Annotated in this window: 21 protein-coding genes and 1 other annotated feature; of the genes, 16 read left to right on the top strand and 5 right to left on the bottom strand. The window is 61.5% G+C overall.

Annotated elements, in window-relative coordinates; translation table 11 throughout:
• The first annotated feature begins 92 nt into the window (after positions 1-92).
• The gene (gene mscK / locus IMX17_RS13065; RefSeq protein WP_193549835.1) at positions 93-3,485 is read left to right on the top strand and encodes a mechanosensitive channel MscK; all 3,393 of its coding nucleotides are present in this window, start codon (positions 93-95) and stop codon (positions 3,483-3,485) included.
• Positions 3,486-3,516: 31 nt separating this feature from the next.
• Here mscK and rsmS read toward each other — a convergent pair whose 3' ends face one another.
• Positions 3,517-3,696: a pleiotropic regulatory protein RsmS gene (gene rsmS, locus IMX17_RS13060; RefSeq protein ID WP_016928837.1), complete on the bottom strand. Its 180-nt coding sequence runs from the start codon at positions 3,694-3,696 to the stop codon at positions 3,517-3,519.
• Between the two features lie 108 nt (positions 3,697-3,804).
• Positions 3,805-4,341 (bottom strand): primosomal replication protein PriC, encoded by a 537-nt coding sequence (priC, locus tag IMX17_RS13055; RefSeq protein ID WP_033642112.1) that lies wholly within the window; start codon positions 4,339-4,341, stop codon positions 3,805-3,807.
• A 134-nt stretch (positions 4,342-4,475) separates the two neighbouring features.
• On the opposite strand from priC, the gene IMX17_RS13050 reads away from it, so the two are divergent.
• The 12 genes from IMX17_RS13050 to IMX17_RS12995 all read left to right on the top strand — a co-directional run bounded on the left by IMX17_RS13050 (position 4,476) and on the right by IMX17_RS12995 (position 17,889).
• Positions 4,476-4,856: a DUF454 family protein gene (locus IMX17_RS13050; protein ID WP_016928835.1), complete on the top strand. Its 381-nt coding sequence runs from the start codon at positions 4,476-4,478 to the stop codon at positions 4,854-4,856.
• A 268-nt stretch (positions 4,857-5,124) separates the two neighbouring features.
• The gene (apt, locus tag IMX17_RS13045; protein WP_019454166.1) at positions 5,125-5,676 is read left to right on the top strand and encodes an adenine phosphoribosyltransferase; all 552 of its coding nucleotides are present in this window, start codon (positions 5,125-5,127) and stop codon (positions 5,674-5,676) included.
• Between the two features lie 92 nt (positions 5,677-5,768).
• Positions 5,769-7,727, top strand: a complete 1,959-nt coding sequence (dnaX, locus tag IMX17_RS13040) for a DNA polymerase III subunit gamma/tau (RefSeq protein ID WP_046897500.1) — start codon at positions 5,769-5,771, stop codon at positions 7,725-7,727.
• Positions 7,060-7,124, top strand: a sequence feature (DnaX frameshifting element). It overlaps the preceding gene by 65 nt.
• Before the next feature lie 41 nt (positions 7,728-7,768).
• Complete coding sequence (locus IMX17_RS13035; RefSeq protein ID WP_004940264.1) at positions 7,769-8,098, top strand: YbaB/EbfC family nucleoid-associated protein; 330 nt, start codon at positions 7,769-7,771, stop codon at positions 8,096-8,098.
• Positions 8,098-8,703: a recombination mediator RecR gene (gene recR, locus IMX17_RS13030; protein WP_046897499.1), complete on the top strand. Its 606-nt coding sequence runs from the start codon at positions 8,098-8,100 to the stop codon at positions 8,701-8,703. Before IMX17_RS13035 ends, recR begins: the two co-directional genes overlap by 1 nt.
• 140 nt (positions 8,704-8,843) lie before the next feature.
• Complete coding sequence (htpG, locus tag IMX17_RS13025; RefSeq protein WP_046897498.1) at positions 8,844-10,709, top strand: molecular chaperone HtpG; 1,866 nt, start codon at positions 8,844-8,846, stop codon at positions 10,707-10,709.
• 202 nt (positions 10,710-10,911) lie between these two features.
• Complete coding sequence (gene adk, locus IMX17_RS13020; protein ID WP_004940261.1) at positions 10,912-11,556, top strand: adenylate kinase; 645 nt, start codon at positions 10,912-10,914, stop codon at positions 11,554-11,556.
• 164 nt (positions 11,557-11,720) lie between these two features.
• Positions 11,721-12,854, top strand: a complete 1,134-nt coding sequence (locus IMX17_RS13015; protein ID WP_193549834.1) for a sugar diacid recognition domain-containing protein — start codon at positions 11,721-11,723, stop codon at positions 12,852-12,854.
• A 119-nt stretch (positions 12,855-12,973) separates the two neighbouring features.
• The gene (locus IMX17_RS13010) at positions 12,974-14,239 is read left to right on the top strand and encodes a GntP family permease (RefSeq protein ID WP_042783808.1); all 1,266 of its coding nucleotides are present in this window, start codon (positions 12,974-12,976) and stop codon (positions 14,237-14,239) included.
• Between the two features lie 9 nt (positions 14,240-14,248).
• The gene (locus tag IMX17_RS13005; protein WP_046897496.1) at positions 14,249-15,412 is read left to right on the top strand and encodes a glycerate kinase; all 1,164 of its coding nucleotides are present in this window, start codon (positions 14,249-14,251) and stop codon (positions 15,410-15,412) included.
• A gap of 119 nt (positions 15,413-15,531) precedes the next feature.
• On the top strand, positions 15,532-16,494 hold the full coding sequence (gene hemH / locus IMX17_RS13000) for a ferrochelatase (protein WP_046897495.1): 963 nt from the start codon (positions 15,532-15,534) through the stop codon (positions 16,492-16,494).
• A 90-nt stretch (positions 16,495-16,584) separates the two neighbouring features.
• Positions 16,585-17,889: an inosine/guanosine kinase gene (locus IMX17_RS12995; RefSeq protein WP_046897494.1), complete on the top strand. Its 1,305-nt coding sequence runs from the start codon at positions 16,585-16,587 to the stop codon at positions 17,887-17,889.
• Positions 17,890-17,943: 54 nt separating this feature from the next.
• On the opposite strand, the gene ybaL is transcribed toward IMX17_RS12995, so the two are convergent.
• Together ybaL and IMX17_RS12985 are read right to left on the bottom strand one after the other, a co-directional pair.
• Entirely contained in the window at positions 17,944-19,635 is a 1,692-nt protein-coding gene (gene ybaL, locus IMX17_RS12990; protein ID WP_025160055.1) for a YbaL family putative K(+) efflux transporter, read from the bottom strand.
• A 245-nt stretch (positions 19,636-19,880) separates the two neighbouring features.
• Positions 19,881-21,101 (bottom strand): MFS transporter, encoded by a 1,221-nt coding sequence (locus IMX17_RS12985; protein WP_046897493.1) that lies wholly within the window; start codon positions 21,099-21,101, stop codon positions 19,881-19,883.
• Between the two features lie 178 nt (positions 21,102-21,279).
• Here IMX17_RS12985 and ushA point away from each other — a divergent pair, with 178 nt between their 5' ends.
• Positions 21,280-22,932 carry a bifunctional UDP-sugar hydrolase/5'-nucleotidase UshA gene (ushA, locus tag IMX17_RS12980; RefSeq protein WP_193549833.1) on the top strand — a complete coding sequence of 551 codons (1,653 nt, stop codon included), beginning with the start codon at positions 21,280-21,282 and terminating at the stop codon, positions 22,930-22,932.
• A gap of 107 nt (positions 22,933-23,039) precedes the next feature.
• Here the strand turns inward: ushA and IMX17_RS12975 are convergent, their stop codons facing one another.
• The gene (locus tag IMX17_RS12975) at positions 23,040-23,807 is read right to left on the bottom strand and encodes a helix-turn-helix domain-containing protein (RefSeq protein WP_046897491.1); all 768 of its coding nucleotides are present in this window, start codon (positions 23,805-23,807) and stop codon (positions 23,040-23,042) included.
• A gap of 99 nt (positions 23,808-23,906) precedes the next feature.
• Between IMX17_RS12975 and IMX17_RS12970 the strand changes: the two genes are divergently transcribed.
• Both IMX17_RS12970 and dacB read left to right on the top strand, forming a co-directional pair.
• Positions 23,907-25,064: an MFS transporter gene (locus tag IMX17_RS12970; protein WP_193549832.1), complete on the top strand. Its 1,158-nt coding sequence runs from the start codon at positions 23,907-23,909 to the stop codon at positions 25,062-25,064.
• A gap of 92 nt (positions 25,065-25,156) precedes the next feature.
• Entirely contained in the window at positions 25,157-26,623 is a 1,467-nt protein-coding gene (gene dacB, locus IMX17_RS12965) for a D-alanyl-D-alanine carboxypeptidase/D-alanyl-D-alanine-endopeptidase (RefSeq protein WP_193549831.1), read from the top strand.

Below are 26,623 nucleotides of genomic sequence, written 5' to 3'. Positions count from 1 at the left end.
CAACGGGACATCACCGGCAACGTTTTTGTTGTTCGTTGCCCGCCGGCGATCGTGATAATCTTCAGGCTTCTTAACCGATCCGAAGCTAAATCATGCATCGCTGGTTGACTCTGCCCTCTCTGACGCCGCGCTCGTTTGTCGGCGCATGCCGGCGGCGCATCGCCGCCGCGACACTCCTTTTCCTGATTTGCGCGCTGAGCTTGCCGGCGCAGGCGGCGCTGAACGGCGATTTGCCGCAGCGTAGCGAAGTACAAAGCCAGCTGGAAGCGCTGAGCAAGCAAAAAGCCCTGACGCCGGTCGAAAAGCTGTCCCAACAGGATTTAACCCGCACGCTGGAGCTGCTGGACGCCATCGAGCGCAATCGGCAGGACGCCGCGCAGCTTAAACAGCAGGTGCAGCAGGCGCCGGCGAAGCTCAATCAGGTTACCGCCGAACTGGATGCACTGAAGCGGCCGACGGACAGCGCGGCGGCGCGCGCCGCGCTGTTGCCGCTGTCGCTGCGCCAATTGGAAAGCCGGCTGTATCAAACGCTCGACGAGCTGCAAAGCGCGCAGGAGAGCCTCTCTACTTACAACAGCCAACTGGTGTCGCTGCAAACCCAGCCTGAACGAGTACAAAGCACCATGTACGCCGCTTCGCAGCGCCTGCAGGAGATCCGCAGCCAGCTCAGCGGCCAGACGCCGGGGCAAGATTCGCTGCGCAACAGCCAGCAGGTGATGCTGACCACCGAGCAGGCGTTGCTCAACGCACAGCTTGAGCTGCAACGCAAAAGTCTGGAAGCCAATACCACGCTGCAGGATCTGCTGCAAAAACAGCGTGATTACACCACGGCGCATATCGACGCGCTGGAGCGCTCGGTGCAGTTGCTGCAGGAGATCGTCAACAGCAAACGTTTGACGCTGTCTGAAAAGACCGCCAAAGAGGCGCAAAACCCGGAAGACGCCACCGATATCCAGCACGATCTGTTGGTCAGCAAACAGCTGGACGTCAACCGCCAGCTGAGCCAGCGGCTGATCGCCGCCACCGAAGAGAGCAACACCCTGTTCCAGCAGAATATTCGGGTCAAAAACTGGCTCGATCGCGGGCTGCAGGCGGAGCGTAACCTGAAAGAGCAGATCCAGGTGCTGAAGGGCAGCCTGGTGCTGTCGCGCATCCTGTATCAGCAGCAGCAGAGCCTGCCGCAGGGCACGCTGTTGGCGGATATGGACACGCGCATCGCCGATTTGCGGCTGGAGCAGTTCGATATCAATCAGCAACGCGACGATCTGTTCAAGGGAGAGGATTACATCAACCAACTGGTGGCCGAAAGCAAGGAAAAGGCCGGCCCGGAGGTGATCGACGCGTTAAACGAGATCGTCGATATGCGCCGCGAACTGCTGGATCAGCTGAACAAGCAGCTCAGCAACCAGCTGTCGCTGTCGATCAACCTGCAGATCAATCAGCAGCAGCTGACCAGCGTCTACGGTTCGCTGCAGGATACGCTGACCCAGCAGATCTTCTGGGTCAACAGCAACAAGCCGGTCGATCTGGCGTGGCTGAAGGCGATGCCGGAGGCGGTGCGCGATCAGATTGCCGGGCTCGATCTCAAATTCGACGGCGGCAAGCTGGTGCAGGGCGGGCTGAATGCGCTGGTGTTCCTGATCCCGATGCTGTTGGCGATCGGGGTATTGCGCTGGCGCTACCGGCTGATCGACGGCCATTTGCAAAAGCTGGCCAACGACGTGGGGCAACTTAAGCGCGACGGCCAACTGCACACGCCGAAGGCCATCGCGCTGACCTTGCTGAAAGTGTTGCCCGGCGCCGCGTTACTGCTCGGCGTCGGTTTCTGGATGTATCGCGCGGATTTCGGCATCAGCGACTTTATATGGGCATTGTCGCAGCAGCTGGCGCTGTCGTGGCTGGTGTTCGGCTTCAGCTATCGCATGCTGAAACCGGGCGGCATCGCCGAGCGGCATTTCAACTTCGGCGCCAACTTGTGCGCGCATTACCGCCGTCAGACGCTGCGGCTGGGGTTGGCGCTGCAGCCGTTGATCTTCTGGTCGGTATTGGGCGAGAAAGCGCCGCTGCGTCTGGTGGAAGACGTGATCGGCCAGATCGTGGTGATGTTGACGCTGGCGCTGCTCACTGTGCTGGTATTCCCGCTGTGTCGCGACAGCTGGCGTGAAAAGGGCTCGCACGCCGTGCGGCTGGTGGTGGTCACCGCGCTGGCCGCCACGCCGCTGATCCTGCTGGGGCTGATGTTCGCCGGCTACTTCTATACCACGCTGCGGCTGGCCAGCCGCTGGATAGACAGCCTGTATCTGTTTTTCCTGTGGAATATCGTATACCTGACCGCGCTGCGCGGCCTGAGCGTGGCGGCGCGGCGTCTGGCTTACCGGCGCGCGTTGGCGCGGCGGCAAAACGTGGCGAAAGAGGGGGCCGAAGGCGGCGAACCGGTGGTGGAAGAGCCGCCGCTGGCGCTCGATCAGATCAACCAGCAGTCGCTGCGCCTGACCACCCTGGTGCTGTTCGCCATCTTCGCCAGCGCTTTCTACGCCATTTGGTCGGATCTGGTGACGGTCATCGCTTATCTGGATAGCATCACGCTGTGGCATTACACCAGCACCGTGGCGGGCAGCAGCGTGTCGCAGGCGGTGACGCTGGGCAACATGATGGTGGCGATCGCCGCAGTGATTGTCGCCTACGTGCTCACCCGCAACTTGCCCGGTTTGCTGGAGGTGGTGGTGCTGTCGCGGCTGCAACTGCGGCAGGGGGCGTCTTATGCCATCACCACCGTGCTCACTTACCTGATTACCGCCGTGGGCGCCGTGGTTGCGCTGGGATCGCTCGGCGTATCCTGGGACAAACTGCAATGGCTGGCCGCCGGCCTGACGGTCGGGCTGGGCTTCGGTCTGCAAGAGATCTTCGCCAACTTCGTCTCCGGGCTGATCATTCTGTTCGAACGCCCGATCCGCATCGGCGATACCATCACCATCGGCACCTTCTCCGGTTCGGTCAGCAAGATCCGCATTCGCGCCACCACCATTACCGACTTCGACCGCAAAGAGGTGATCATTCCGAACAAGGCGTTCGTCACCGAGCGGCTGATCAACTGGTCGCTGTCCGATACCATCACCCGCGTGCTGATCAAGGTCGGCGTGGCCTACGGCTCCGATCTCGACAAGGTGAAAAAGGTGCTGCTGCAGGCGGCGCACGACAACCCGCGGGTGATGACTGATCCCGAACCGCAGGTGTTCTTCCTCAACTTCGGCGCCAGCACGCTGGATCACGAACTGCGGCTGTATGTGCGGGAACTGCGCGATCGCAGCTACACGGTGGACGAACTGAATCGCTCAATCGACCGCTTGTGCCGGGAAAACGGCATCGACATTGCCTTCAATCAGCTGGAGGTGTATCTGCATAACCAGCAGGGCAATGAAGTGCAGGAAGTGAAAAGAACGCTGTCGCCGGACGACGGCGACCAGACGGCGGCGGATAAGCAATGAAAGGCGGAAGGGACAGCGGCGCTGTCCCCGGTTACTGTCCGGCAGGCAGGTAGGGAGAGGTGACGCCGGCGCGCTGCAGCTTTTCCTGATAATCCCGTTTGACGATATCCAGCGCCGCCAGCGCGGTGGCCGGATCGATCTCGTTGCATTCCAGCAGGTAAATCAAGTCTACTGCCAGCTGCAGTTCGGGTGAGGCGTTTTCCAGAGACATAGCACCTGCGCTTATTTAATTAGTGGGATGAATAACTCGGGTATCGGCAGAGTATAGTGAACCCGGCGCGCAACCGGGGAATAATCATTAAAATATTGTGATAAATCTTCAAAAACCGTTTTCTTTGCGCTCGATATTGCGCTCGATGCGCGCCAACGCCTGACGACAGCGCATCAGCCGCCCCTCCAGGGCCGCCAGCTCGTGCTGCAGCTTTTGCTGCGCCGCCAGCGTGGTCTGGCGCCCCAGCAGGCTTTCCCGATCTTGAATCATGGCGATCAGCCGGCGTTCGTAATCCTGATGCTCGGCCAGCTTGTGGTAAAGATCGACCTCGGGGGCTTCCTTCGGCTGATTCTTGCGCCGCAGCGCCTGGGTCGCCAGCTCGCGCTGCAGGGCGGCGATCTGAGCCACCAGTTTTTCGGCCAGAAAGGCCACCTGGCTGGCGCGGCTGTCGTTAGCAGCGTTTTGCAGCTGGGCGAAGTTTTTCTCCACTTCGGCCAGGTAGTCGCGCAGCCGCGTGCCGCGGTTGGCGAACAGGGCGGCGTCGAACCGCGCCTGCGGGATCGGGGCGTCGCCGCGCGGGCTGACTTCGGCCGCCAGCGCCGCGATCTGCTGTGCCAACACCTGTAATAGACGCTGAGTGCTCACATAAGCTCCCTCTTGATTTCAACAGGCGTAAGCTTGCCCGCGATGCCGCCGCGAAACAAGCGCCGCATGCATATTCCGCCGGCGCGGCGCCGATGCTACAGTAAGCCGCAACCGATTGAGGAGCGAAGAACCGCATGACGCGTGGGTTATTGATCATTTTGGGCTGGTTGGCGGTGGTGCTGGCGACGTTGGGCGTGGTGTTGCCGCTGTTGCCGACCACGCCGTTCCTGCTATTGGCCGCCTGGTGCTTCGCCCGCTCTTCGCCGCGCTTTCATCACTGGCTGCTGTACCGTTCCTGGTTTGGCCCTTATCTGCGCCATTGGCAGCAGCATCGCGCGCTGCCGCCGGGGGCGAAGTGGAAAGCGGTGCTGGTGATCGTGCTGACCTTCGCCTGTTCGCTGTGGCTGGTGAAAATCTGGTGGGTGCGCGGGCTGTTGCTGCTGATGTTGGCCATTTTGCTGACCTTTATGCTGCGCCTGCCGGTTATTGATCTGCCGCAACAAAAACAGCGCTGATTGTACCTTAAACTCCTCAATAGCTTTCAAGCCGCAGCCAGGCGACAAACGCAGGCATCCCCGGGAGCTTACTTAGGTAAGTAATGCGTGCGGTCAACAACGCTGCGGGTTTAAAGATGCAGGGGAGAGTTGCATTTGTCCGCCAGTTTGCATAGATTTGGGCGTTTTCGTGCGCGGATCGCCTGCCATTTCTTCTCCGGTGTGTTTCTCCTGGGGGCGGCGGGTGAGCGACGCACCGGTTTTCAGGCAGTTTTATCAGGCAACAATTATGACCGCTACTGCGCAGCAGCTTCAGTTTATTAAAGACAGTATCAAAACCATCCCGGATTATCCGAAGCCGGGCATCCTGTTCCGCGACGTGACCAGCCTGCTGGAAAACCCGTTGGCCTACGCCGCCAGCATCGAGCTGCTGGTCGAGCGCTATCGCGAAGCGGGCGTGACCAAGGTGGTGGGTACCGAAGCGCGTGGTTTCCTGTTCGGCGCGCCCGTCGCGTTGGCGCTCGGCGTCGGTTTCGTGCCGGTGCGCAAACCGGGCAAACTGCCGCGCGCCACGCTCAGCGAAAGCTATGAGCTGGAGTACGGCACCGACAAGCTGGAGATTCACACCGACGCCATCACCGCGGGCGACAAAGTGCTGGTGGTGGACGATCTGCTGGCGACCGGCGGCACCATTGAAGCGACCACCAAACTGATCCGCCGTCTGGGCGGTGAAGTGAAAGACGCCGCGTTCATCATCAACCTGCCGGATCTGGGCGGAGAAGCGCGTCTGAACAAGCTGGGCATCGACTGCTACTGCCTGGTGGACTTCGCCGGTCATTGATGCGGCATCGCCCCTTGGGCACAACGGCCTCGCGGATCGCCGCGGGGCTGTGTTAGCATGACCCTCCAGATTACTCGACTTCTCCGGTATTAATGAGCTATCAGGTTCTCGCCCGTAAGTGGCGCCCTCAAACGTTCGCAGACGTGGTCGGCCAGGAACATGTCCTGACCGCGCTGGCCAACGGCCTCTCGCTGGGGCGGATCCATCACGCCTATCTGTTCTCGGGCACGCGCGGCGTGGGGAAAACCACCATCGCCCGCTTGCTGGCCAAAGGCCTGAACTGTGAAACCGGCATCACCGCCACGCCGTGCGGCCAATGCGACAACTGCCGCGAGATCGAGCAGGGGCGCTTCGTCGATCTGATCGAGATCGACGCCGCTTCCCGAACCAAGGTGGAAGATACCCGCGATCTGCTGGACAACGTCCAGTACGCGCCGGCGCGCGGCCGCTTCAAGGTCTACCTGATCGATGAAGTGCATATGCTCTCGCGCCACAGCTTCAACGCGTTGCTGAAGACGCTGGAAGAGCCGCCGCCGCACGTCAAATTCCTGTTGGCCACCACCGATCCGCAAAAATTGCCGGTGACCATTCTTTCCCGCTGCCTGCAGTTTCACCTCAAAGCGCTGGACGTCGATCAGATCCGCCAGCAGCTGGAAACGGTGCTGACGGCGGAGCAGATCACCAGCGACGCCCGCGCGCTGCAGCTGCTGGCGCGCGCCGCCGACGGCAGCATGCGCGATGCGCTGAGCCTGACCGATCAGGCGATCGCCATGGGGCAGGGGCAGGTGACCGCTGCCACCGTCAGCCAGATGCTCGGCACGCTCGATGACGAGCAGCCGCTGGCGATCCTCGAAGCGCTGGTCAGCGCCGACGGCGAAAAGGTGATGGCGCAGGTCGCGCAGGCCGCTTCGCGGGGCGTGGATTGGGAAAACCTGCTGGTGGAGACGCTGGCGTTGCTGCACCGCATTGCGATGGTGCAACTGCTGCCTTCGATGCTCGACAACCACTACGCCGCCGTGGAACAACGGCTGCGTGAGCTGGCGCGCACCCTGCCGCCGGCCGATGTGCAACTCTATTACCAGACGCTGTTGGTGGGCCGCAAAGAGCTGGCCTATGCGCCGGATCGCCGTATGGGGGTTGAGATGACCCTGCTGCGCGCGCTGGCGTTTCACCCGAAAGCGGTGATCCCGGAGCCGGTGGCGTTGGTGCAGACCGCGCCGGCGCCGATGGCGCAGCCGCAGGCCGCCGCATCGCCACAGCCGCCGCAGTTTCAGGACGCGCCGCCGCCGCTAGGGCAGCCGGCCGCGCCGCAGCGACAATCATCGACCCCTTTACCGGATGCCACCGCCCAGCTGTTGAAAGCGCGGTCCCAGCTGCAACGGCAGCAGGGAGCATCCACACCAAAAAAGAATGAGCCGGCGGCGCCAGGAATAGCGCGGCCGGCAAACTCGGCGCTGGGGCGTTTGGCTTCCGTGACCGAGCGTAGCCAGCAGCGCCTGGCGGAGAAGAAGGTGCCGGAAAAACCGGCGAAGCCGGAAGCCTATCGTTGGCGCGCTCAGACCGAGCCCGAGGCGGCGCCGGAACCGCTGGCGACGCCGAAAGCGCTGCGCACGGCGTTGGAACACGAGAAAACGCCGGAGCTGGCCGCCAAGCTGGTGGTGGAGTCGCTAGAGCGCGATGCCTGGGCGGCGGAAATCGATAAGCTGAAGATCCCGAAACTGGTGCAGCAGCTGGCGTTGAACGCCTTCAAGCAGCAGCCGGAGCCGGGCAAGATTAGCCTCCATCTGCGGTCTTCGCAGCGCCATCTGAATTCGCCTTCGGCGCAGAAGACGCTGGCCGACGCGCTCGGTGAGCTGTACGGCAGCCCGATCGAGCTGACCGTGGTGGAGGACGATAATCCGGCGGAGCGCACCCCGCTGGAATGGCGACAAGCCATCTATGAGGAAAAGCTGGCGCAGGCGCGCCAGTCCATCGAAGCGGATACCAACATTCAGACGCTGCGCCGATTTTTCGACGCGGATCTGGATGAAGAGAGTATTCGCCCCCTTTAAACGCTGCGCGATGTGCGCGGCCCTAGCGACGAGAGACGACTATGTTTGGTAAAGGCGGTCTGGGCAACCTGATGAAGCAAGCCCAGCAAATGCAAGAAAAAATGCAGCAGATGCAGGAAGAAGTCGCCAAATTGGAAGTGACCGGCGAATCTGGCGCCGGCCTGGTGAAAGTCACCATCAATGGCGCGCACAACTGCCGCCGCGTGGAAATCGATCCAAGCCTGATGGAAGACGACAAAGAGATGCTGGAAGATCTGATCGCCGCTGCGTTTAACGACGCCGCGCGCCGCATCGAAGAGACCCAGAAAGAGAAAATGGCCTCCGTCTCCAGCGGCATGCAGTTGCCGCCTGGCTTCAAGATGCCGTTCTGATGCAAACCAGCCCGCTCCTTGAATCCCTGATGGAGGCGCTGCGCTGCCTGCCGGGCGTCGGCCCGAAATCGGCGCAGCGCATGGCGTTTCAGCTGCTGCAGCGCGATCGCAGCGGCGGCATGCGCCTGGCGCAGGCGTTGACGCGCGCGATGTCGGAGATCGGCCACTGCGTCGACTGCCGCACCTTCACCGAGCAGGACGTCTGCACCATCTGCGCCAATCCGCGCCGCCAGCAAAACGGCCAGATTTGCGTGGTGGAAAGCCCGGCGGATATCCACGCCATCGAGCAGACCGGCCAGTTCGCCGGGCGCTACTTTGTGCTGATGGGGCATCTGTCGCCGCTGGACGGCATCGGGCCGGGCGATATCGGTCTGGATCGCCTGGAGCAACGGCTGGAAAAGGAAAGCATCACCGAAGTGATCCTCGCCACCAACCCGACGGTGGAAGGGGAGGCGACCGCCAACTATATCGCCGAGATGTGCGGCCAGTATGGCGTGCTCGCCAGCCGCATCGCCCACGGCGTGCCGGTGGGCGGCGAGCTGGAGATGGTCGACGGCACCACGCTGTCGCATTCGCTGGCGGGGCGCCACGCCATCAAGTTCTGATGTTTTCCCGAATGGGGCCGCCCGGCCCCATTATTTTGCCAAAAATTTCCCGCCGTCCGCTTGAAAAACAAGACCCTGACCCTCATCTGATCCTCATTGTTCGATTTTGGTAGCCATTGTCTTTGAGGTAATCAATGAGTATGAAAGGTCAAGAAACCCGCGGGTTCCAGTCTGAAGTAAAACAGCTGCTTCATTTGATGATCCATTCGCTGTACTCCAACAAAGAAATTTTTCTGCGCGAGCTGATCTCCAACGCCTCTGACGCCGCCGACAAGCTGCGCTTTCGCGCTCTGTCCGCGCCGGAGCTGTATGCCGGGGACGGCGAGCTGCGCGTGCGTTTGTCCTTCGATAAAGAGCAGCGCACCCTGACCATTGCCGACAACGGCATCGGCATGCGCCGCGACGAAGTGATCGAAAACCTCGGCACCATCGCCAAATCGGGCACTAAAGCGTTCCTGGAATCCATCGGTTCCGACCAGGCGAAAGACAGCCAACTGATCGGCCAATTCGGCGTCGGTTTCTACTCGGCGTTCATCGTGGCGGACAAAGTGACCGTGCGCACCCGCGCGGCCGGCGCCGCCGATGACGAGGGCGTGTTCTGGGAGTCCGCCGGTGAAGGCGACTACACCATCGCCGACATCACCAAAGAGACCCGCGGCACCGAAATCACCCTGCATCTGCGCGAAGGCGAAGATGAGTACCTCGACGCCTGGCGCCTGCGCTCGGTGATCGGCAAATATTCCGATCACATCGCCTTGCCGGTGGAGATCGAAAGCAAGAACGAAGAAGACGGCACCGTCACCTGGGAGAAGATCAACAAGGCGCAGGCCCTGTGGACCCGCAGCAAGGCTGACGTGACCGACGAAGAGTACAAAGAGTTCTACAAACACATCGCCCACGATTTCACCGATCCGCTGAGCTGGAGCCACAATCGGGTGGAAGGCAAGCAGGAATATACCAGCCTGCTGTATATCCCGGCGCAGGCGCCGTGGGACATGTGGAACCGCGATCACAAGCACGGCCTGAAACTGTACGTGCAGCGCGTGTTCATCATGGACGACGCCGAGCAGTTCATGCCGAACTATCTGCGCTTCGTGCGCGGCTTGATCGATTCCAACGATCTGCCGCTGAACGTATCGCGCGAGATCCTGCAAGACAGCCGCGTGACGCAGAACCTGCGCGGCGCGTTGACCAAGCGCGTGTTGCAGATGCTGGATAAGCTGGCCAAAGACGACGCCGAAGGCTACCAGAAATTCTGGCAACAGTTCGGTCTGGTGCTGAAAGAGGGCCCGGCGGAAGACAACGGCAACCAGGAAGCGATCGCCAAACTGCTGCGCTTCGCCACCACCCACGGCGACAGCTCGGCGCAGACCGTGTCGCTGGAAGAGTACGTCGGCCGCATGGCGGAAGGGCAGGAAAAGATTTACTACATCACCGCCGACAGCTACGCCGCCGCCAAGAGCAGCCCGCATCTGGAGCTGTTCCGCAAGAAAGGCATTGAAGTGCTGCTGTTGTCCGATCGCATCGACGAGTGGATGATGAGCTACCTGACCGAATTCGACGGCAAGCCGTTCCAGTCGGTCAGCAAGGCGGATGAAACGCTGGATAAACTGGCGGATGAAACCGAAGAGCAGAAGGCCGCCGAGAAGCAGTTGGAACCGTTCATCGAACGCGTGAAAACCCTGCTGGGCGATCGCGTGAAGGATGTGCGCCTGACGCACCGCCTGACCGATACGCCGGCGATCGTGGTGACCGACGCCGACGAAATGAGCACCCAGATGGCCAAGCTGTTCGCCGCCGCCGGTCAACAGGCGCCGGAAGTGAAGTACATTTTCGAGCTTAATCCTGAGCATGCGTTGGTCAAACGCGCATCCGACGTGGGCGATAACGAACATTTCGCCGAATGGATCGACCTGCTTTTGGATCAGGCGCTGCTGGCTGAACGCGGTACGCTGGAGGATCCGAACCTGTTCATCCGTCGCATGAATAAGTTGTTGTCCGCCTAAAGTTGAAGATATGCGCCCTTAACGGCACCGTTAGGGGCGCGTTTTCGTTTTTTCCCCGCATTTTCTCGCCTTTTGTTCGTCTGTTTTTTTGCACATTCCGCAATCGATTTCCTTCGCGCGCCTTGAGCCTGCCCCCCCTGAAATGGTATCGTTGAGCGTTTTCGCAATTTTATAAAAACTACATAGCAAGGGGATTTACGCAATGCGTATCATTCTGCTGGGCGCTCCGGGCGCTGGTAAAGGTACTCAGGCTCAATTCATCATGGAGAAATACGGCATTCCGCAAATCTCCACCGGTGATATGTTGCGCGCAGCCGTGAAGGCCGGCAGTGAACTGGGCAAGCAGGCGAAAGAGATCATGGACGCCGGCAAGCTGGTGACCGATGAGCTGGTGATCGCGCTGGTCAAAGAGCGCATCGCTCAGGAAGATTGCCGCAAGGGCTTCCTGTTGGACGGCTTCCCGCGCACCATTCCGCAGGCTGACGCGATGAAAGAAGCCGGCATCAACGTGGACTTCGTGCTGGAGTTCGACGTGCCGGACGAGCTGATCGTTGACCGCATCGTTGGCCGCCGCGTGCACGCGCCGTCCGGCCGCGTATACCACGTGAAGTTCAATCCGCCGCAGGTGGAAGGCAAAGACGACGTGACCGGCGAAGAGCTGACCACGCGCAAGGACGATCAGGAAGAGACCGTGCGCAAGCGCCTGGTGGAATACCATCAGATGACCGCGCCGCTGATCTCTTACTACAGCAAAGAAGCGGCAGCGGGCAACACCCAATACCGCAAAATCGACGGCACCCGCAAGGTGGCCGAAGTGAGCGCAGAGCTGGCGACCATCCTCGGTTGATAGCAAGCTGGCTGTGCATGACGCCGGGCCTGTGGCCCGGCGTTTTTTTTGCCGTTTTCCCGTTAAATTGTGATCGCGGCGGCTTGTTGCGGCCGTGATCGTTAATCGCCCGCGCCAAATGGCGTATAACAAGCCTGCGTTTTCATCCTCAGCAGGGAGCCGGCATGCTCAGACAAACCACTCTTCTGGCGGAAGCCACCGCGCGCCAGATCGTCCAGCGGGCGATGGGCATCATCAGCCATTCCGTCAACGTGATGGACAGCAACGGCGTGATCATCGCTTCCGGCAACCCGCAGCGTCTGTTCCAGCGTCATGAAGGCGCGGTGCTGGCGCTGGCGGAGAATCGGGTGGTGGAGATCGACCGCGCCACCGCCGAACACCTGAAGGGCGTGCGGCCCGGCATCAACCTGCCGTTCAGCTTTCGCAATCAGCGGGTGGGAGTGATCGGCATTTCCGGCGAGCCGGCCGAGGTGCGCGCTTACGCCGAGCTGGTCAAGATGGCGGCGGAGATGATGGTGGAGCAGGCGGCGCTGCTGGATCAGCACCAGTGGGAAAAACGCTACCGGGAAGAGCTGGCGAATCAGCTGTTGCAGCCGCAGCCGAACACGGCGTCGCTGGAAGCGATGGCGGCGTATCTGGGATTGGATCTGCGCCAGGCGCGCATCGTGTGGATCGTCGAGCTGCAAGAGGCGCAGCCGCACCTGCTGCGCGAACTGCTGGCTGAGCTGGAGGCCACCCAGCGCGATGCGTTGATCGCCATTACCGGCTTCAATGAAATGACCCTGCTGCGCCCGGCCAGCATGGCGCAAGGCGAGTGGAGCCTGAAGCTGGAGCGCCAACAGGCGCAGCGTCTGCAAAACCAGCTCAAGCACCGCTTTCGGGTGCGGCTGATCGTCGGCGGTTTTTATGATGATCCGCAAAGCGCCTACCGCTCCAGCCTGACCGCGCGCGCCACCCAGGCGATGGCGCAGCGCCTGAAATTGCGCCACGCCACGCTGTTCTACCACGACTATCCGCTGCCGTCGCTGCTGTGCGATCTCGGGGAGGACTGGCGAGCGCAAGAGCTGGGGCGCCCCTGGCGGACGCTGGGCGAACAGGATGAAAAAGGCGTGCTGCGCGCCACGCTACGCCACTATTTTTCGCAGAATTGTGATCAGACGCAGGCCGCCGCGCAGCTGCATATTCACGTCAATACCCTGCGCTATCGCCTGCAGCGCATCGAAGCGATAACCGGCATGAAAATCAATCAATTAACCGACGCTCTGCGGTTGTATATCGGCATGCTGATGCACGACTGAGTTGTGCCAACCCACAAATTCCGCGCCGTTCCTTCGGCGATTTTTTGTTGTTTCCCCTCAGGCCAACGCCGGGCGCGCGGGATATGTTGGCCTGCACATCAACCACGGAGAGAACAACAATGACAACCGTATCCACTCTGGGGGCGTTGGTGGCGTTAGCCGTCGCCATCGTCCTGATTTTACGCAAGGTTCCGCCGGCTTACGGCATGATTGCCGGCGCGCTGGCGGGCGGGCTGTGCGGCGGCGCCGATCTGGTGCAGACCGTGACGCTGATGATCGGCGGGGCGCAGGGCATCACCAACGCCGTGATGCGTATTCTGGCGGCGGGGGTATTGGCCGGGGTGCTGATCGAATCCGGCGCGGCACACACCATCGCCGAAACCATCGTGCGCAAGGTGGGCGAAACCCGCGCGCTGCTGGCGCTGGCGGTGGCTACACTGATCCTGACGGCGGTGGGGGTGTTTATCGACGTGGCGGTGATCACCGTCGCGCCGATCGCGCTGTCGATCGCCCAGAAGGCCGGCATTTCACGCGCGGCGATCCTGCTGGCGATGATCGGCGGCGGCAAGGCCGGCAATGTGATGTCGCCTAATCCGAACACCATCGCGGCGGCGGACAACTTCCACGTGCCGCTCACCTCGGTGATGATGGCCGGCATCGTGCCGGGGCTGTGCGGCCTGGTGGTGGCCTATCTGCTGGCGCGCCGCCTGAGCGATAAAGGCAGCAGGGTGATGGCCGAAGAGTTGACTCAGCATGCCGAGGGCGCGCGGCCGGGCTTTGCCGCGGCGATCAGCGCGCCGCTGGTGGCGATCCTGCTGCTGTCGCTACGGCCGATCGCCGGGATCGCCGTCGATCCGCTGATCGCGTTGCCGGCCGGCGGTTTGGCGGGCGCGCTGTTGATGGGGCGCATTCGCCAGTGCAATCAGTTTATGGTCTCCGGCCTGTCGCGCATGGCGCCAGTGGCGATCATGCTGCTCGGCACCGGTACGCTGGCGGGCATTATCGCCAACTCGGCGCTGAAGGATGTCTTGATTACCGGTTTGACGCATACCGGGCTGCCGGCCTGGCTGTTGGCGCCGCTGTCCGGCGCGCTGATGTCGATGGCGACCGCCTCGACCACCGCCGGCACCGCCGTCGCCTCCGGGGTGTTCAGCTCCACGCTGCTGGAGCTGGGGGTGAGCGGATTGGCCGGCGCGGCGATGATCCATGCGGGCGCCACGGTGCTGGATCACCTGCCGCACGGCAGTTTCTTCCACGCCACCGGCGGCAGCGTCAATATGGCGGTGCATGAGCGGCTCAAGCTGTTGCCGTATGAAACGCTGGTGGGGTTCACCATCGCGGCAATCTCAGCGCTGATGTTTGGCGTATTTAACCTGGCGGGATAAGGAACAGTGATGAAAACGCTGAAAAAAGTGGTTATTGCCCCGGATTCTTTCAAAGAGAGCCTGAGCGCGCTCGGCGTCGCCGACGCCATCGAACGGGGATTCCGCCAAATCTACCCGCAGGCGCACTACGTGAAGCTGCCGATGGCGGACGGCGGTGAAGGCACGGTGGAGTCGATGGTGGCGGCCACCGGCGGCGAAATCGTTCAGGTGACGGTCACCGGGCCGCTGGGCGAGCCGGTGCAGGGATTTTATGGCCTGCTGGGCGACGGTGAAACCGCGGTGATTGAAATGGCCGCCGCCTCCGGGCTGCACTTGGCGCCGCCCAACCGGCGCGATCCGCGCATCACCACCAGTTATGGCACCGGCGAACTGATGTTGGCGGCGCTGGATCGCGGTGTGAAGGCGATCGTTCTCGGCATCGGCGGCAGCGCCACCAACGACGGCGGCGCCGGAATGATGCAGGCGCTGGGCGTTAAATTGCTGGATAAGGATCGTCGCCCGCTGCCAATGGGCGGCGCGGCGCTGGCACAGCTGGCGCACCTCGATCTCGCCGGGCTGGACGCACGTTGGCAACGGGTGAGCGTAACCGCCGCCTGCGACGTCGATAATCCGCTGTGCGGCGAAAAGGGCGCGTCGGCGGTATTCGGGCCGCAGAAGGGGGCGACGCCGGAGATGGTGGCGCAGCTCGATGCGGCGTTGCACCACTATGGCGAACTGCTGGAGCGGGAAACCGGCCGCGCCGTGCTGACCCAGCCAGGGGCGGGTGCGGCGGGCGGCATGGGGGCGGCGCTGCTTGGCATGCTCGACGCGCGCTTGCGACCGGGCATCGAGATCGTCACTGAAACCCTGCGCCTGGATGAGGCGGTGCGCGATGCCGATTTGGTGATCACCGGCGAAGGGCGGCTGGACAGCCAGTCTGTCCACGGTAAAACGCCGATCGGCGTGGCGCGGGTGGCCAAGCGTCACGGCGTGCCGGTGATCGCCATCGCCGGCAGCCTGACGCCGGATTATTCGGTGGTGCATCAACACGGCATCGATGCGGCGTTTTCGGTGCTCGATCGCATCGTGACGCTGGAAGAAGCGCTGGCGGACGCCGATCGCAATCTGCAGGTGACGGCGCGCAACGTGGCGGCGGTATGGCAGCTGGCGCAAGGAAGAGGCCCACAGGCATAGCCTGTTGCTGTTATCGGTTTCGACGCAGGACTTTTCCGTTACAATAGCCGGCATTAATGGCTGCTGACATCCCGACCCAGAACGGAATGCCGGCCGGAAAGGAAATGAGGGGAACTGAGATGAAGCAAGAGAAACACGGCGTATTGCTGGTGAACCTGGGCACGCCAGATGCGCCGACCTCGTCGGCGGTCAAACGCTATCTGAAGGAATTCCTCAGTGACGACCGCGTGGTCGATACGGCGCCGCTGATCTGGTGGCCGATCCTCAACGGCGCGATCCTGCCGATTCGCTCGCCGCGCGTGGCGAAACTCTATCAGTCGGTGTGGATGGAAGAAGGCTCGCCGCTGCTGGTGTACAGCCGCCGCCAACAGCGGGCGCTGGCGGCGCGCATGCCGAATACGCCGGTGGAGCTGGGGATGAGCTACGGCTCGCCGAGCCTGGCGGAAGCCATCGACAAGCTGCTGGCGCAGGGCGTGACCAACCTGGTGGTGCTGCCGCTCTATCCGCAATATTCCTGTTCCACCAGCGCGGCGGTATGGGACGGCGTAGCCCGGGTGCTGAAAGGCTATCGCCGCTTGCCGTCGGTGGCTTTCATTCGCGACTATGCCGAACACCCGGCCTATATCGCCGCGCTGCAGCAAAGCGTGGAGCGTTCATTCGCCGAACACGGCCAGCCGGACCGTTTGGTGCTGTCATTCCATGGTATCCCCAAACGCTATGCGCGCCTGGGCGACGACTACCCGCAGCGCTGCGAGGATACGCTGCGAGCGCTGAGCGCCGCGCTGCCGCTGGCGCCGGAGCGAGTGATGATGACCTACCAATCGCGCTTCGGCCGTGAGCCGTGGCTGACGCCGTATACCGATGAGACCCTAAAAGGGCTGCCGGCGCAGGGCGTGAAGCACATTCAGCTGATCTGCCCCGGTTTTTCGGCGGACTGCCTGGAAACGCTGGAAGAGATTAAAGAGCAGAACCGGGAGATCTTCCTCAAGGCCGGCGGCGAGAAGTTTGAGTACATCTCTGCGCTGAACGATGAACCGGCGCATATCGATATGATGCAGCAGTTGGTGGCGCAGCGTCTGTAATCATTCATAATCTGTCTATTAGATGCATCATGATCGGGCGGGGATGTGTTAACATTCTCCGCTTGTTAAACCGCCACCACCACCAATCACATGAAATTTCCTGGTAAACGCAAGTCCAAACACTATTTCCCGGTGAGCGCCCGCGATCCGCTTCTGCAGCAGGCCCAGCCCGAAAGTGAAATCAGCACCTCGTATATCGTCGGCATCGACCAGACGCTGGTGGATATCGAGGCGAAAGTGGACGACGCTTTTGTCCAGCGCTACGGCCTGAGCCTGGGCCACTCTCTGGTGATCGAAGACGACGTCGCCGAGGCGCTGTATCAGGAACTGAACGAAAATAATCTGGTCACCCATCAGTTCGCCGGCGGCACCATCGGCAATACCATGCACAACTATTCGGTGCTGGCGGACGACCGCTCGGTGCTGCTCGGCGTGATGTGCAGCAACGTGAAAATCGGCAGCTACGCCTACCGTTACCTGTGCAATACCTCCAGCCGTACCGATCTTAACTATCTGCAGGGCGTAGACGGCGCCATCGGCCGCTGCTTCACGCTGATCGGCGAAAGCGGCGAGCGCACCTTCGCCATCAACCCCGGCCAGATGAATCAGCTGCGCCCGGAAAGCATTCCGGAAGAGGTGATCGCCGGCGCGTCGGCGCTGGTGTTGAGCTCTTATCTGGTGCGCTGCAAGGAGGGCGAGCCGATGAAGGCCGCCACCCTGCAGGCGATCGAATACGCCAAAAAACACGATGTGCCGGTGGTGCTGACCCTGGGCACCAAGTACGTGATCGCCGACAACCCGCAGTGGTGGCGTGACTTCCTGAAGGAAAACGTGTCGATTCTGGCGATGAACGAAGACGAAGCGCTGGAGCTGACCGGGCTGAGCGATCCGCTCACCGCCTCGGACATGGCGCTGGACTGGGTGGATTTGGTGTTGTGCACCGCCGGGCCGAACGGCCTGTATATGGCGGGCTACACCGAAGAAGCCAACAAACGCCAGACCCAGCACCCGCTGCTGCCGGGGCATATCGCCGAGTTCAACCGCTACGAGTTCAGCCGCGCCATGCGCCGCGAGCACTGTGAAAATCCGCTGCGCGTTTATTCGCACATCGCGCCGTATATGGGCGGGCCGGAGAGGATCATGAACACCAACGGCGCCGGCGACGGCGCGCTGTCGGCGTTGCTGCACGATATCGCCGCCAACGGTTATCACCGCCACAACGTGCCGAACTCCAGCAAGCACGTGCGCAGTTACCTGACCTACTCCTCATTGGCGCAGGTGTGCAAATACGCCAACCGCGTCAGCTACCAGGTGCTGAACCAGCATTCGCCGCGCCTCACGCGCGGCCTGCCGGAGCGCGAAGACAGTCTGGAAGAGTCCTACTGGGAACGTTAACCCGCTGAAAAAGAAAAGGTCCGGCATGCCGGACCTTTTTTTATGCGCGGTGCCTCAGATCGGGCAGCCCCCCATTTTTTCTTCTTCGCTCAGGGTATCCAGCTGCAGGATGTTCAGCATGCTGTTGGCGATCTCCCGTTCGCCCATCACCACCTGATTGGCGCCGCGATCGGTGATGTAGGCCACCTCGTCGTCGTAGTGGGCGCGGGCGATGATCTCGATGTTCGGGCGCTTGGCGCGCGCCGAGGCGACGATCTCGCCGGCTTCATAGCCGTTCGGGATGGTCAGCAGCAGCCAGCGTGCGCAGTCGAGCCGCGCCAGATCCATCACTTCCGGATTGGCGGCGTTGCCCAGCACTGTTTTGATGCCCTGCTCGCGCAGCGCTTCCACCCGCGGGCGGGAGTTCTCGATCACCACCAGCGGGATGCCCGCTTCGGCCAGTTTGCCGCCCAGCAGGCTGCCGACGCGGCCGTAGCCGACCACAAGCGCGTGATTGCACATATCCACCGGGATCTGTTTCTCTTCTTCCACCGCCTCTTCGAGGATTTGCTCTTCGATGGTTTCGGTTTTGGCCAGATAGCGTTCCAGCAGGGTGAACAACAGCGGGTTGAGCATGATGGACAAAATGGCGCCGGCCAGCACCAGATTGCGGCCGTGCTCCGACATCATGCCGAGCGCGATGCCGAGGCCCGCCAAAATAAAGGCGAACTCGCCGATCTGCGCCAGGCTGGCGGAAATGGTCAGCGCGGTGCGCTTGGAGTGACCGAACATTTTCACCAGCAGGAACGCGGCGGCGGATTTGCCGAACACGATGATCGCCAGCGTCGCCAGCACCGCCAGCGGTTCGTTAATCACGATCATCGGATCGAACAGCATGCCGACCGAGACGAAGAACAGCACCGCGAACGCGTCGCGCAGCGGTAGGGTGTCGTGCGCCGCGCGGTGGCTCAGCTCGGACTCGTTCAGCACCATGCCGGCGAAGAAGGCGCCCAGCGCGAAGGAAACGTCGAACAGCTTCACCGCGCCGTAGGCGATGCCGAGCGCCAGCGCCAATACCGCCAGGGTGAACAGCTCGCGCGAGCCGGTGCTGGCGGTTTTCGACAGGATCCACGGCACCAAACGGCGGCCGACCACGATCATCAACGCGATGAAGGCGATGACCTTGCCGATGGTTAGCGCCAGCTCCATCAGCAGCTGGCCGCTGCTGGCGTTGTCGTTGCCCAGCATGTTGCCGAAGGCCGGCAGCAGCACCAGCGTCAGCACCATCGCCAAATCTTCGACGATCAGCCAGCCGATGGCGATTTGCCCGCGCTGGCTGTCGATCAATTGCCTCTCCTCCAGCGCGCGCAACAGCACCACGGTGCTGGCGGTGGAGAGGCAGAGGCCGAACACCAGGCCGGAGATCAGATCCCAGCCGAGCAGCTTGGACAGCCCCATGCCGAGCAGGGTAGCGACGGCTATCTGCGCCACGGCGCCGGGTATGGCGATAGATTTTACTGCGAGGAGGTCTTTCAAAGAGAAGTGCAGGCCAACACCGAACATCAACAGGATAACGCCGATTTCCGCCAGTTCCGGCGCCAGTGAGGTGTCGGCGACGAAACCGGGGGTGAACGGGCCGGCGAGCACCCCTGCGGCCAGATACCCCACCAGAGGGGAGATGCGCAGGCGGTTCGCCAGCATACCGAGGAGGAAGGCGAGTACTAACCCTCCGACGATGGTGGTGATGAGCGGTGTTGAATTATGCATCCATACTCCTTCTGGCTATGCATCGCGGCACGGGAGAAACGCAACAAAGTTACGAAAAGATACATTTAGTTTATTGCATTTGTTCGCGGCTTGCTTGGCTAATTTGGCCTTTTTTGTAAAAAAGCAGAGGATTTCGCTTAAGGTGCGTCAATGAGGGGGTTTTGTGCCAGATAAACCAAATAACATTGATTTATCCGTAGGATAACCCGGATGAATAAATACTTTCATCCGGGTAGTTCGCGGGGTTATTGCGGTTTATGCTCCATATTGGGCAGTAGCGCGGTAATAATGCCGATAAGCGGCAGGAAAGCACAGATTTGGTAGACTAGCTCGATACTGGTCAAATCCGCGACATAACCAAGAACTGCCGCGCCTAACCCGCCCATACCGAAAGCAAAACCGAAGAATAAACCGGAAACCATGCCGACTTTACCGGGGATTAGCTCCTGTGCGTAGACCAGGATGGCGGAGAATGCGGAGGCGAGAATAACCCCGATGATCACCGTCAAAATGCCGGTCCAATAGAGGGATGCATGGGGTAAAATAAGCGTAAATGGCGCTGCACCAAGGATTGAGCCCCAAATCACGTATTTACGCCCTATCTTGTCGCCAAGAGGCCCGCCGATGATGGTGCCGGCGGCCACCGCGAACAGGAAGGCGAACAGGTGAATTTGCGCATTCTGCACCGAAACGCCGAACTTATGTATCAGATAAAAGGTGTAATAGCTGCTGATGCTGGCCAGATAGAAGTATTTAGAGAAAATCAGCACAAGCAGAATGCCCAGCGAGTAGGCGACGGTACGTTTTGGCAGCGGTTTCAGCATTGCGGGGCTTTTCGGCTGCCCTTTCGCCGCCCGATGTTGATGTTGGTACCACTTACTGACCTGCAGCAACACCACGATCGCCAGCAGCGCCGCCAGTGAGAACCAGGCGACGTTGCCTTTGCCGTAAGGCGCGATGATCAGCGCCGCCAGCAGCGGGCCGAGCGAGCTGCCGAAGTTGCCGCCCACCTGGAACAGCGACTGCGCCAGGCCGTGCCGCCCGCCGGAGGCCATGCGCGCCACGCGCGAGGATTCCGGGTGGAATACCGATGAGCCGGTGCCCACCAGCGCCGCCGCCAGCAGCACCAGCGGGAAGGTGCTCGCCACCGACAGCAGCAGCAGGCCGGACAGGGTAAAGCCCATGCCGATCGGCAGTGAGTAAGGCTGCGGGTGTTTATCGGTGTAATAGCCGATCAGCGGTTGCAGCAGGGAAGCCGTTAGCTGATAGGTCAGGGTGATCATACCGATCTGTACGAAGCTGAGGTGGAAATCGGCTTGCAGGATCGGGTAAATCGCCAGGATCAGCGACTGGATCATATCGTTGAGCAGGTGAGACACGCTGATGGCGCCGAGGATGGAGAAAGCGGTCCTCTTTACCGTACTGCCCTTGGCGGGCGGCATCGCGCTTTGGCTACTGTCGGTCATATTATTATTAGCCTGATAAGTTGTTGAGCACAGAGATGACATCTTAGGCAGGGCGTTCAATTTTTACCATATCTGAAATAATCAGACTCACATCGCAAAAAATTGAAATCAGCTGTCATTAATTCGCGCTACAATTTCGGCCTCATCATAAAAGCCATTTAATACACGGAGATCCGCCATGCGTTTTTCGCTGAAAACCACCGCATGCGCGTTGGCCGTATCCCTGACGCTGCTGTCGGGGGCCGCCAGTGCCTGGGAAAAGGATAAGACCTACGCCATCACCATTCTGCATACCAACGATCATCACGGTCACTTCTGGCAGAACGATCATGGCGAATACGGTCTGGGCGCGCAGAAAACGCTGGTGGACGGCATTCGCCGCGAAGTGGCGGCGCAGGGCGGCAGCCTGCTGTTGCTGTCCGGCGGCGATATCAACACCGGCGTGCCGGAATCGGATCTGCAGGACGCCGAGCCGGACTTCCGCGGCATGAACCTGGTGGGTTACGACGCGATGGCGATCGGCAACCACGAATTCGACAACCCGTTGAGCGTGCTGCGCCAGCAGGAGAAGTGGGCGACCTTCCCGCTCTTGTCCGCCAACATCTACCAGAAAAGCACAGGCCAGCGCCTGTTCAAGCCTTACGCCTTGTTCGACAAACAGGGCATCAAGATTGCCGTGATCGGCCTGACGACCGACGACACCGCCAAGATAGGCAACCCGGAGTACTTCACCGACATGGAGTTCCGCGTGCCGGCGCAGGAAGCGAAGCAGGTGGTGGAGCAACTGCGCAAGGACGAGAAGCCGGACGTGATTATCGCCGCCACTCACATGGGGCACTATGACAACGGCGAACACGGCTCTAACGCGCCGGGCGACGTAGAGATGGCGCGCAGCCTGCCGGCCGGATATCTCGACATGATCGTCGGCGGCCACTCGCAGGATCCGGTGTGCATGGCCGGCGACAACCGCAAACAGGCGGATTACGTACCGGGCACGCCATGCTCGCCGGATCGTCAGAACGGCACCTGGATCGTGCAGGCGCACGAGTGGGGCAAATATGTCGGGCGCGCCGATTTCGAATTCCGCAACGGCGAGCTGAAGCTGGTGCATTATCAGCTGATCCCGGTGAACCTGAAGAAGAAGGTGGAGAAAGCCGACGGCACCAGCGAGCGGGTGTACTACACCCAGCAGATTGCGGAAGATCCGGCCATGATGAAGCTGCTGACGCCGTTCCAGGATAAGGGCAAGGCGCAGCTGGGCGTGAAGATCGGCAGCGTCAACGGCAAGCTTGAAGGCGATCGCAGCAAGGTGCGCTTCGTGCAGACCAACCTGGCGCGGGTGATGCTGGCGGCGCAGATGGAGCGCGCCGACGCCGACTTCGCCGTGATGAGCGGCGGCGGGGTGCGCGATTCGATTGAAAGCGGCGATATCACCTACAAGAACGTGCTCAAGGTGCAGCCGTTTGGCAACACGTTGGTGCATGTCGATATGAAGGGCCGCGAGGTTGAACAGTATCTGGCGGTGGTGGCCAACATGAAGCCGGATTCCGGCGCCTACGCCCAGTTCGCCAATGTCAGCCTGGTGGCGGACGGCAAGGGCGTCAGCGAGGTGAAGATCAACGGCCAGCCGCTGCAGGCGAATAAAACTTACCGCATGGCGACGCTGAACTTCAACGCGCTGGGCGGCGACGGCTATCCGAAGCTGGACGGGCTGCCGAGCTACGTCAACACCGGCTTTATCGATGCCGAAGTGCTGAAGCAGTACATCGAGAAACACTCGCCGCTGGATGCGGCGGCGTACGAGCCGAAGGGCGAAATCGTCTATCGCTAGAGGCGTCGCGGAACGGCGCTCTCGCTTGTCGCGGGGGCGCCGTTCCCCCCTCGCTTTTCTCCTCTGCATCAACGCCTTTTGTCAGCGTTGCCGTTTTAAACGGCGTCTTACTTTCTTCTCTCCATATACGCCCTCGGCGGGCTGCCCGCCATATTCTTGAAGAAAGTGGCGAAGGCGCTGTCGCTGGAAAACGCCAGCCGACCGGCGACGTCGGATTGGCTCAGCCCTGCGGCCAGCATCTCTATCGCTTTGATCAGGCGCCATTGCTGACGCCACTGTTGATAACCGAGCCCGGTTTCACGGCGGAAAATCCGGCTGATGGTTTTCTCGGAAGCGCCGCTATAGCGCGATAGCTCGTGCAGCGGCGGAAGCATGTCCAGATTGGCCAGATGGCGCAGGCGGCGGTCGCTGGGCAGCGGCAGCAGCGTCAGTTCGCGCGGCGCAGCGGCGATCTCGTCCAGGCAGACCGCCAGAATATTGGCGTAAGGCCCATGCTGCCAGTCGGTGTCGAAGGCGGCGAACGCGATGCGCTCCAACACCTCGCGCAGCAGCGGCGAGGCTGTCAGTACGGCAAGCTGCGCTGGCAGACAGGCATAGCGATCGGCGTCGAGATAAAGCGAACGGTAACCGACGACGCCGTTGACCTGAACGCGGTGAGCCACCTGCGGCGGGATCCAGGCGACTCTGCCCGGCGGCAGCATACAGATGCTTTGGTTGAGCGTGATGCGCATGCTGCCTTGCTGACAGAACAGCAACTGCCCCCTGTCATGCCAATGCGTGCCCGAGTCGTGCTGTGCCAGTTCGGCGGCGATCCCGAGTACGCTGTTGTCGAGCGTATCCGGATTAAAACTGTCCTGCGCCTGAAGCCACGCCATAGTTTGTCCGATTTTGTAAATTTTTCGTCTTTTATATTGTAATCGTCACTGAGACCAGATGCTACCTTGTGCAGCCTATTCTTGGCTACAGGATCTGTTATGCAACGTAAACTGACGCTGACGTTGGCGACGTCGATGATGATGTTTCCCCAGGTGGTGGAGACCATCTACAGCCCGGCATTGACGCATATTGCGCACGGTTTCCGGGTCAGTGCAGAAATGGCGGCGCAAACGCTCTCTTGTTACTTTTTCGCCTTTGCGCTGGGCGTGGTGGTATGGGGGCGGATGTGCGACGTCATCGGACGCCGTCCCACCATTTTGGCCGGGCTGACGCTCTATCTGCTGGCTTCCCTCGTTGCGCTGTTCAGCGGCAGCTTCAGCGTGCTGCTGGCCGCGCGGGTGCTGGCCGCCTTTGGCGCAGCGGTCGGTTCGGTCGGGACGCAAACGGCGATTCGCGATCGCTTCGACGGTTATAAATTGGCGCGGGTATTCTCGGTGATGGGGATCGCCATGGCGATCAGCCCAGCGGTTGGCGTGTTGAGCGGCGCAGTGCTGACTCACTATTGGGGCTATCAGGGGGTGTTCGGCGGTTTGGCGCTGTTGGCGGCGCTGTTGCTGGGCTATGCCGGTTGGCAACTGCCGGAGACGCGTCCGCAACAGGTGGTGAAGAATTCATTTTTCGGCACGCTGGGACGGATGGTCAAGGACGGGGATATTTGGCTCAGCGCGCTGTTGGTGGCGTTGTTCAATATTTGCATGTTCAGCTATTACCAGCTGGCGCCATTCCACTTCTCGGCGTTGGCGCTGCCGGCGCAGTGGTTCGGCTATACCGGTTTGGTGTTGGCGGCCGGGGTGGGTATCGGCGCGGCGATCAACACGTTTTTGAGCGGCAAGCACTGGCTGTTCCCCGCGCTGTTGATGCTGGCCTGCGGATTATCGCTGACCGGCGGCTTGCTGGTACTGCTGCTGGAAGGGACCTTGTGGTTCGTTCTGCCGATGATGCTGGTGGTGATGGCGTACGGCATTGCCATTCCCAATATTTTGGCGCGCGCGCTGCGCCATTATAAAGACTGCATGGGCACCTCCGGCGCCATCCTTGGCCTGATGTATTACCTGATGCTAGGCGGTGGCCTGGTGCTGGCCGGGTTGTCGCAGCACCTGGGCGCCGTGCTGTCGCTCTGCAGCCTTGGCGCGCTGCTGTTGGCGTGGCGGGTGGTGCACAACGAGCGTCGTTTGGCGATGTCTGAGCGTATCTGAATGATAAGCGGGCCGGACATTCTCGCCACCGCCGCCTTCCAATGATAGCCTGAGCGACAATTTGGTTTTGATAACGCAAACGGGAAGATGACATGTTGAAAACCGCAGGCTGGCTGTTGCCCGCCATCGTGGCGCTGGTGGGGTGTTCGTCATCCGGCGAACGCCATGGACAAACCCTCGCTCAGGCGCTGGCGCCCCTCGGCCAGGACAAGGCGTTGGTCGGGGCGTCGAGCGGCGTGATGGTGCGCGATGCCGACAACGGCAAGGTGCTGTATCAGGCGCATGCGGATCAGCGTCTGGCGCCAGCGTCCAACATGAAGATGTTCACCTCTCTGGCGGCCTTCGGCGTGCTGGGGGCGGATTACCGCTTTGAAACCCGGCTGCTGGCCAGCGGCAAACAGCGCGGCGATACGTTGCATGGGGATCTCTATCTGCAGGGCAGCGGTGACCCTACGCTCCACCCGGACGATCTCGATACCTTCGCCGCCACCTTGGCGCAGCGCGGCATTCGCCATATCCAGGGGCGGCTGATCCTGGACGCCGGCGCCTTCGATCAGACACCATTCGGCCCCGGCTGGAGCTGGGATGATGAACCCTTTGCCTTCGCCGCGCCGATTTCGGCGCTGAACTATGCCTTTACCCCCGGCGGCGATATCAACGTGGTACAGGTGGAGGTGCGGCCGGGCGCTCGCGCCGGCGCGCCGGGACGGGCGAGCTTCTATCCCGCCAATGACGCGGTGACGCTGGTCAATCGCACCACCACCGGCAGTGACACCGCTCTGACGTACGAGCGCCGGCCGGGCAGCAACCGGATCGTGGTCAGCGGCACCATCGCCGCGCAGGCGGAGGCCAGCTCGCGATTGATTACTGTCGATCAACCGGCCCTCGTCGTCGGCGCTTTATTGCAACATGCTCTGCGCGCGCACGGCATCACCCTGCGCGGCAACGCTGAAGAGGGCGTGACGCCGGCCGGCGCACAGCTGCTGGCGCAAAAAACCTCGCCGCCGCTCTCCCGCCTGGTTGTCACCTTCCTGAAAGTGTCCAATAACGGCTACGGCGAGATATTGACCAAGGCGATGGGCCGCAAGACGCAAGGCAAAGGGGATTGGGCCGCCGGTCTTCAGGCGATAAACGGATTTGTGCAAAGCCAGGGCATCGCGGCCGACGCGTATCGCCAGGTGGACGGTTCTGGGCTGTCGCGCATGAACCAGATCACGCCGCAACAGTTGACGACGCTGCTGCTGGCGGCCAGAAAACAGCCGTGGTTCGCCGACTGGTATCGTGCCTTGCCCGTCGCGGGCGAGCCGGGGTTGCTGGTGGGCGGCACGCTGCAAAGCCGCATGGTGAAAAGCGCGGCGGCGGGGCGCGCTCACGCCAAGAGCGGTTCCATGACCGGCGTATCGTCGCTCAGCGGCTATGTCGATTCGGCGACCGGGCGGCCGCTGGCGTTCGCCATCATCAGCAATAACTATCTGGTGCCCGGCGCGCAGGTGAAGGCGCTGGAGGATCGCCTGGTGGAAACGCTGGCAGCCTGTGACGCCACGGTGGTGTGCCGCTGA

Source organism: Serratia sp. X3 (assembly GCF_014982455.1).
Classification (GTDB): Bacteria; Pseudomonadota; Gammaproteobacteria; order Enterobacterales; family Enterobacteriaceae; genus Serratia; species Serratia ureilytica.
The sequence above is the reverse complement of the archived record's forward strand: the minus strand, read 5'-3'. Positions and strand labels throughout refer to the sequence as shown.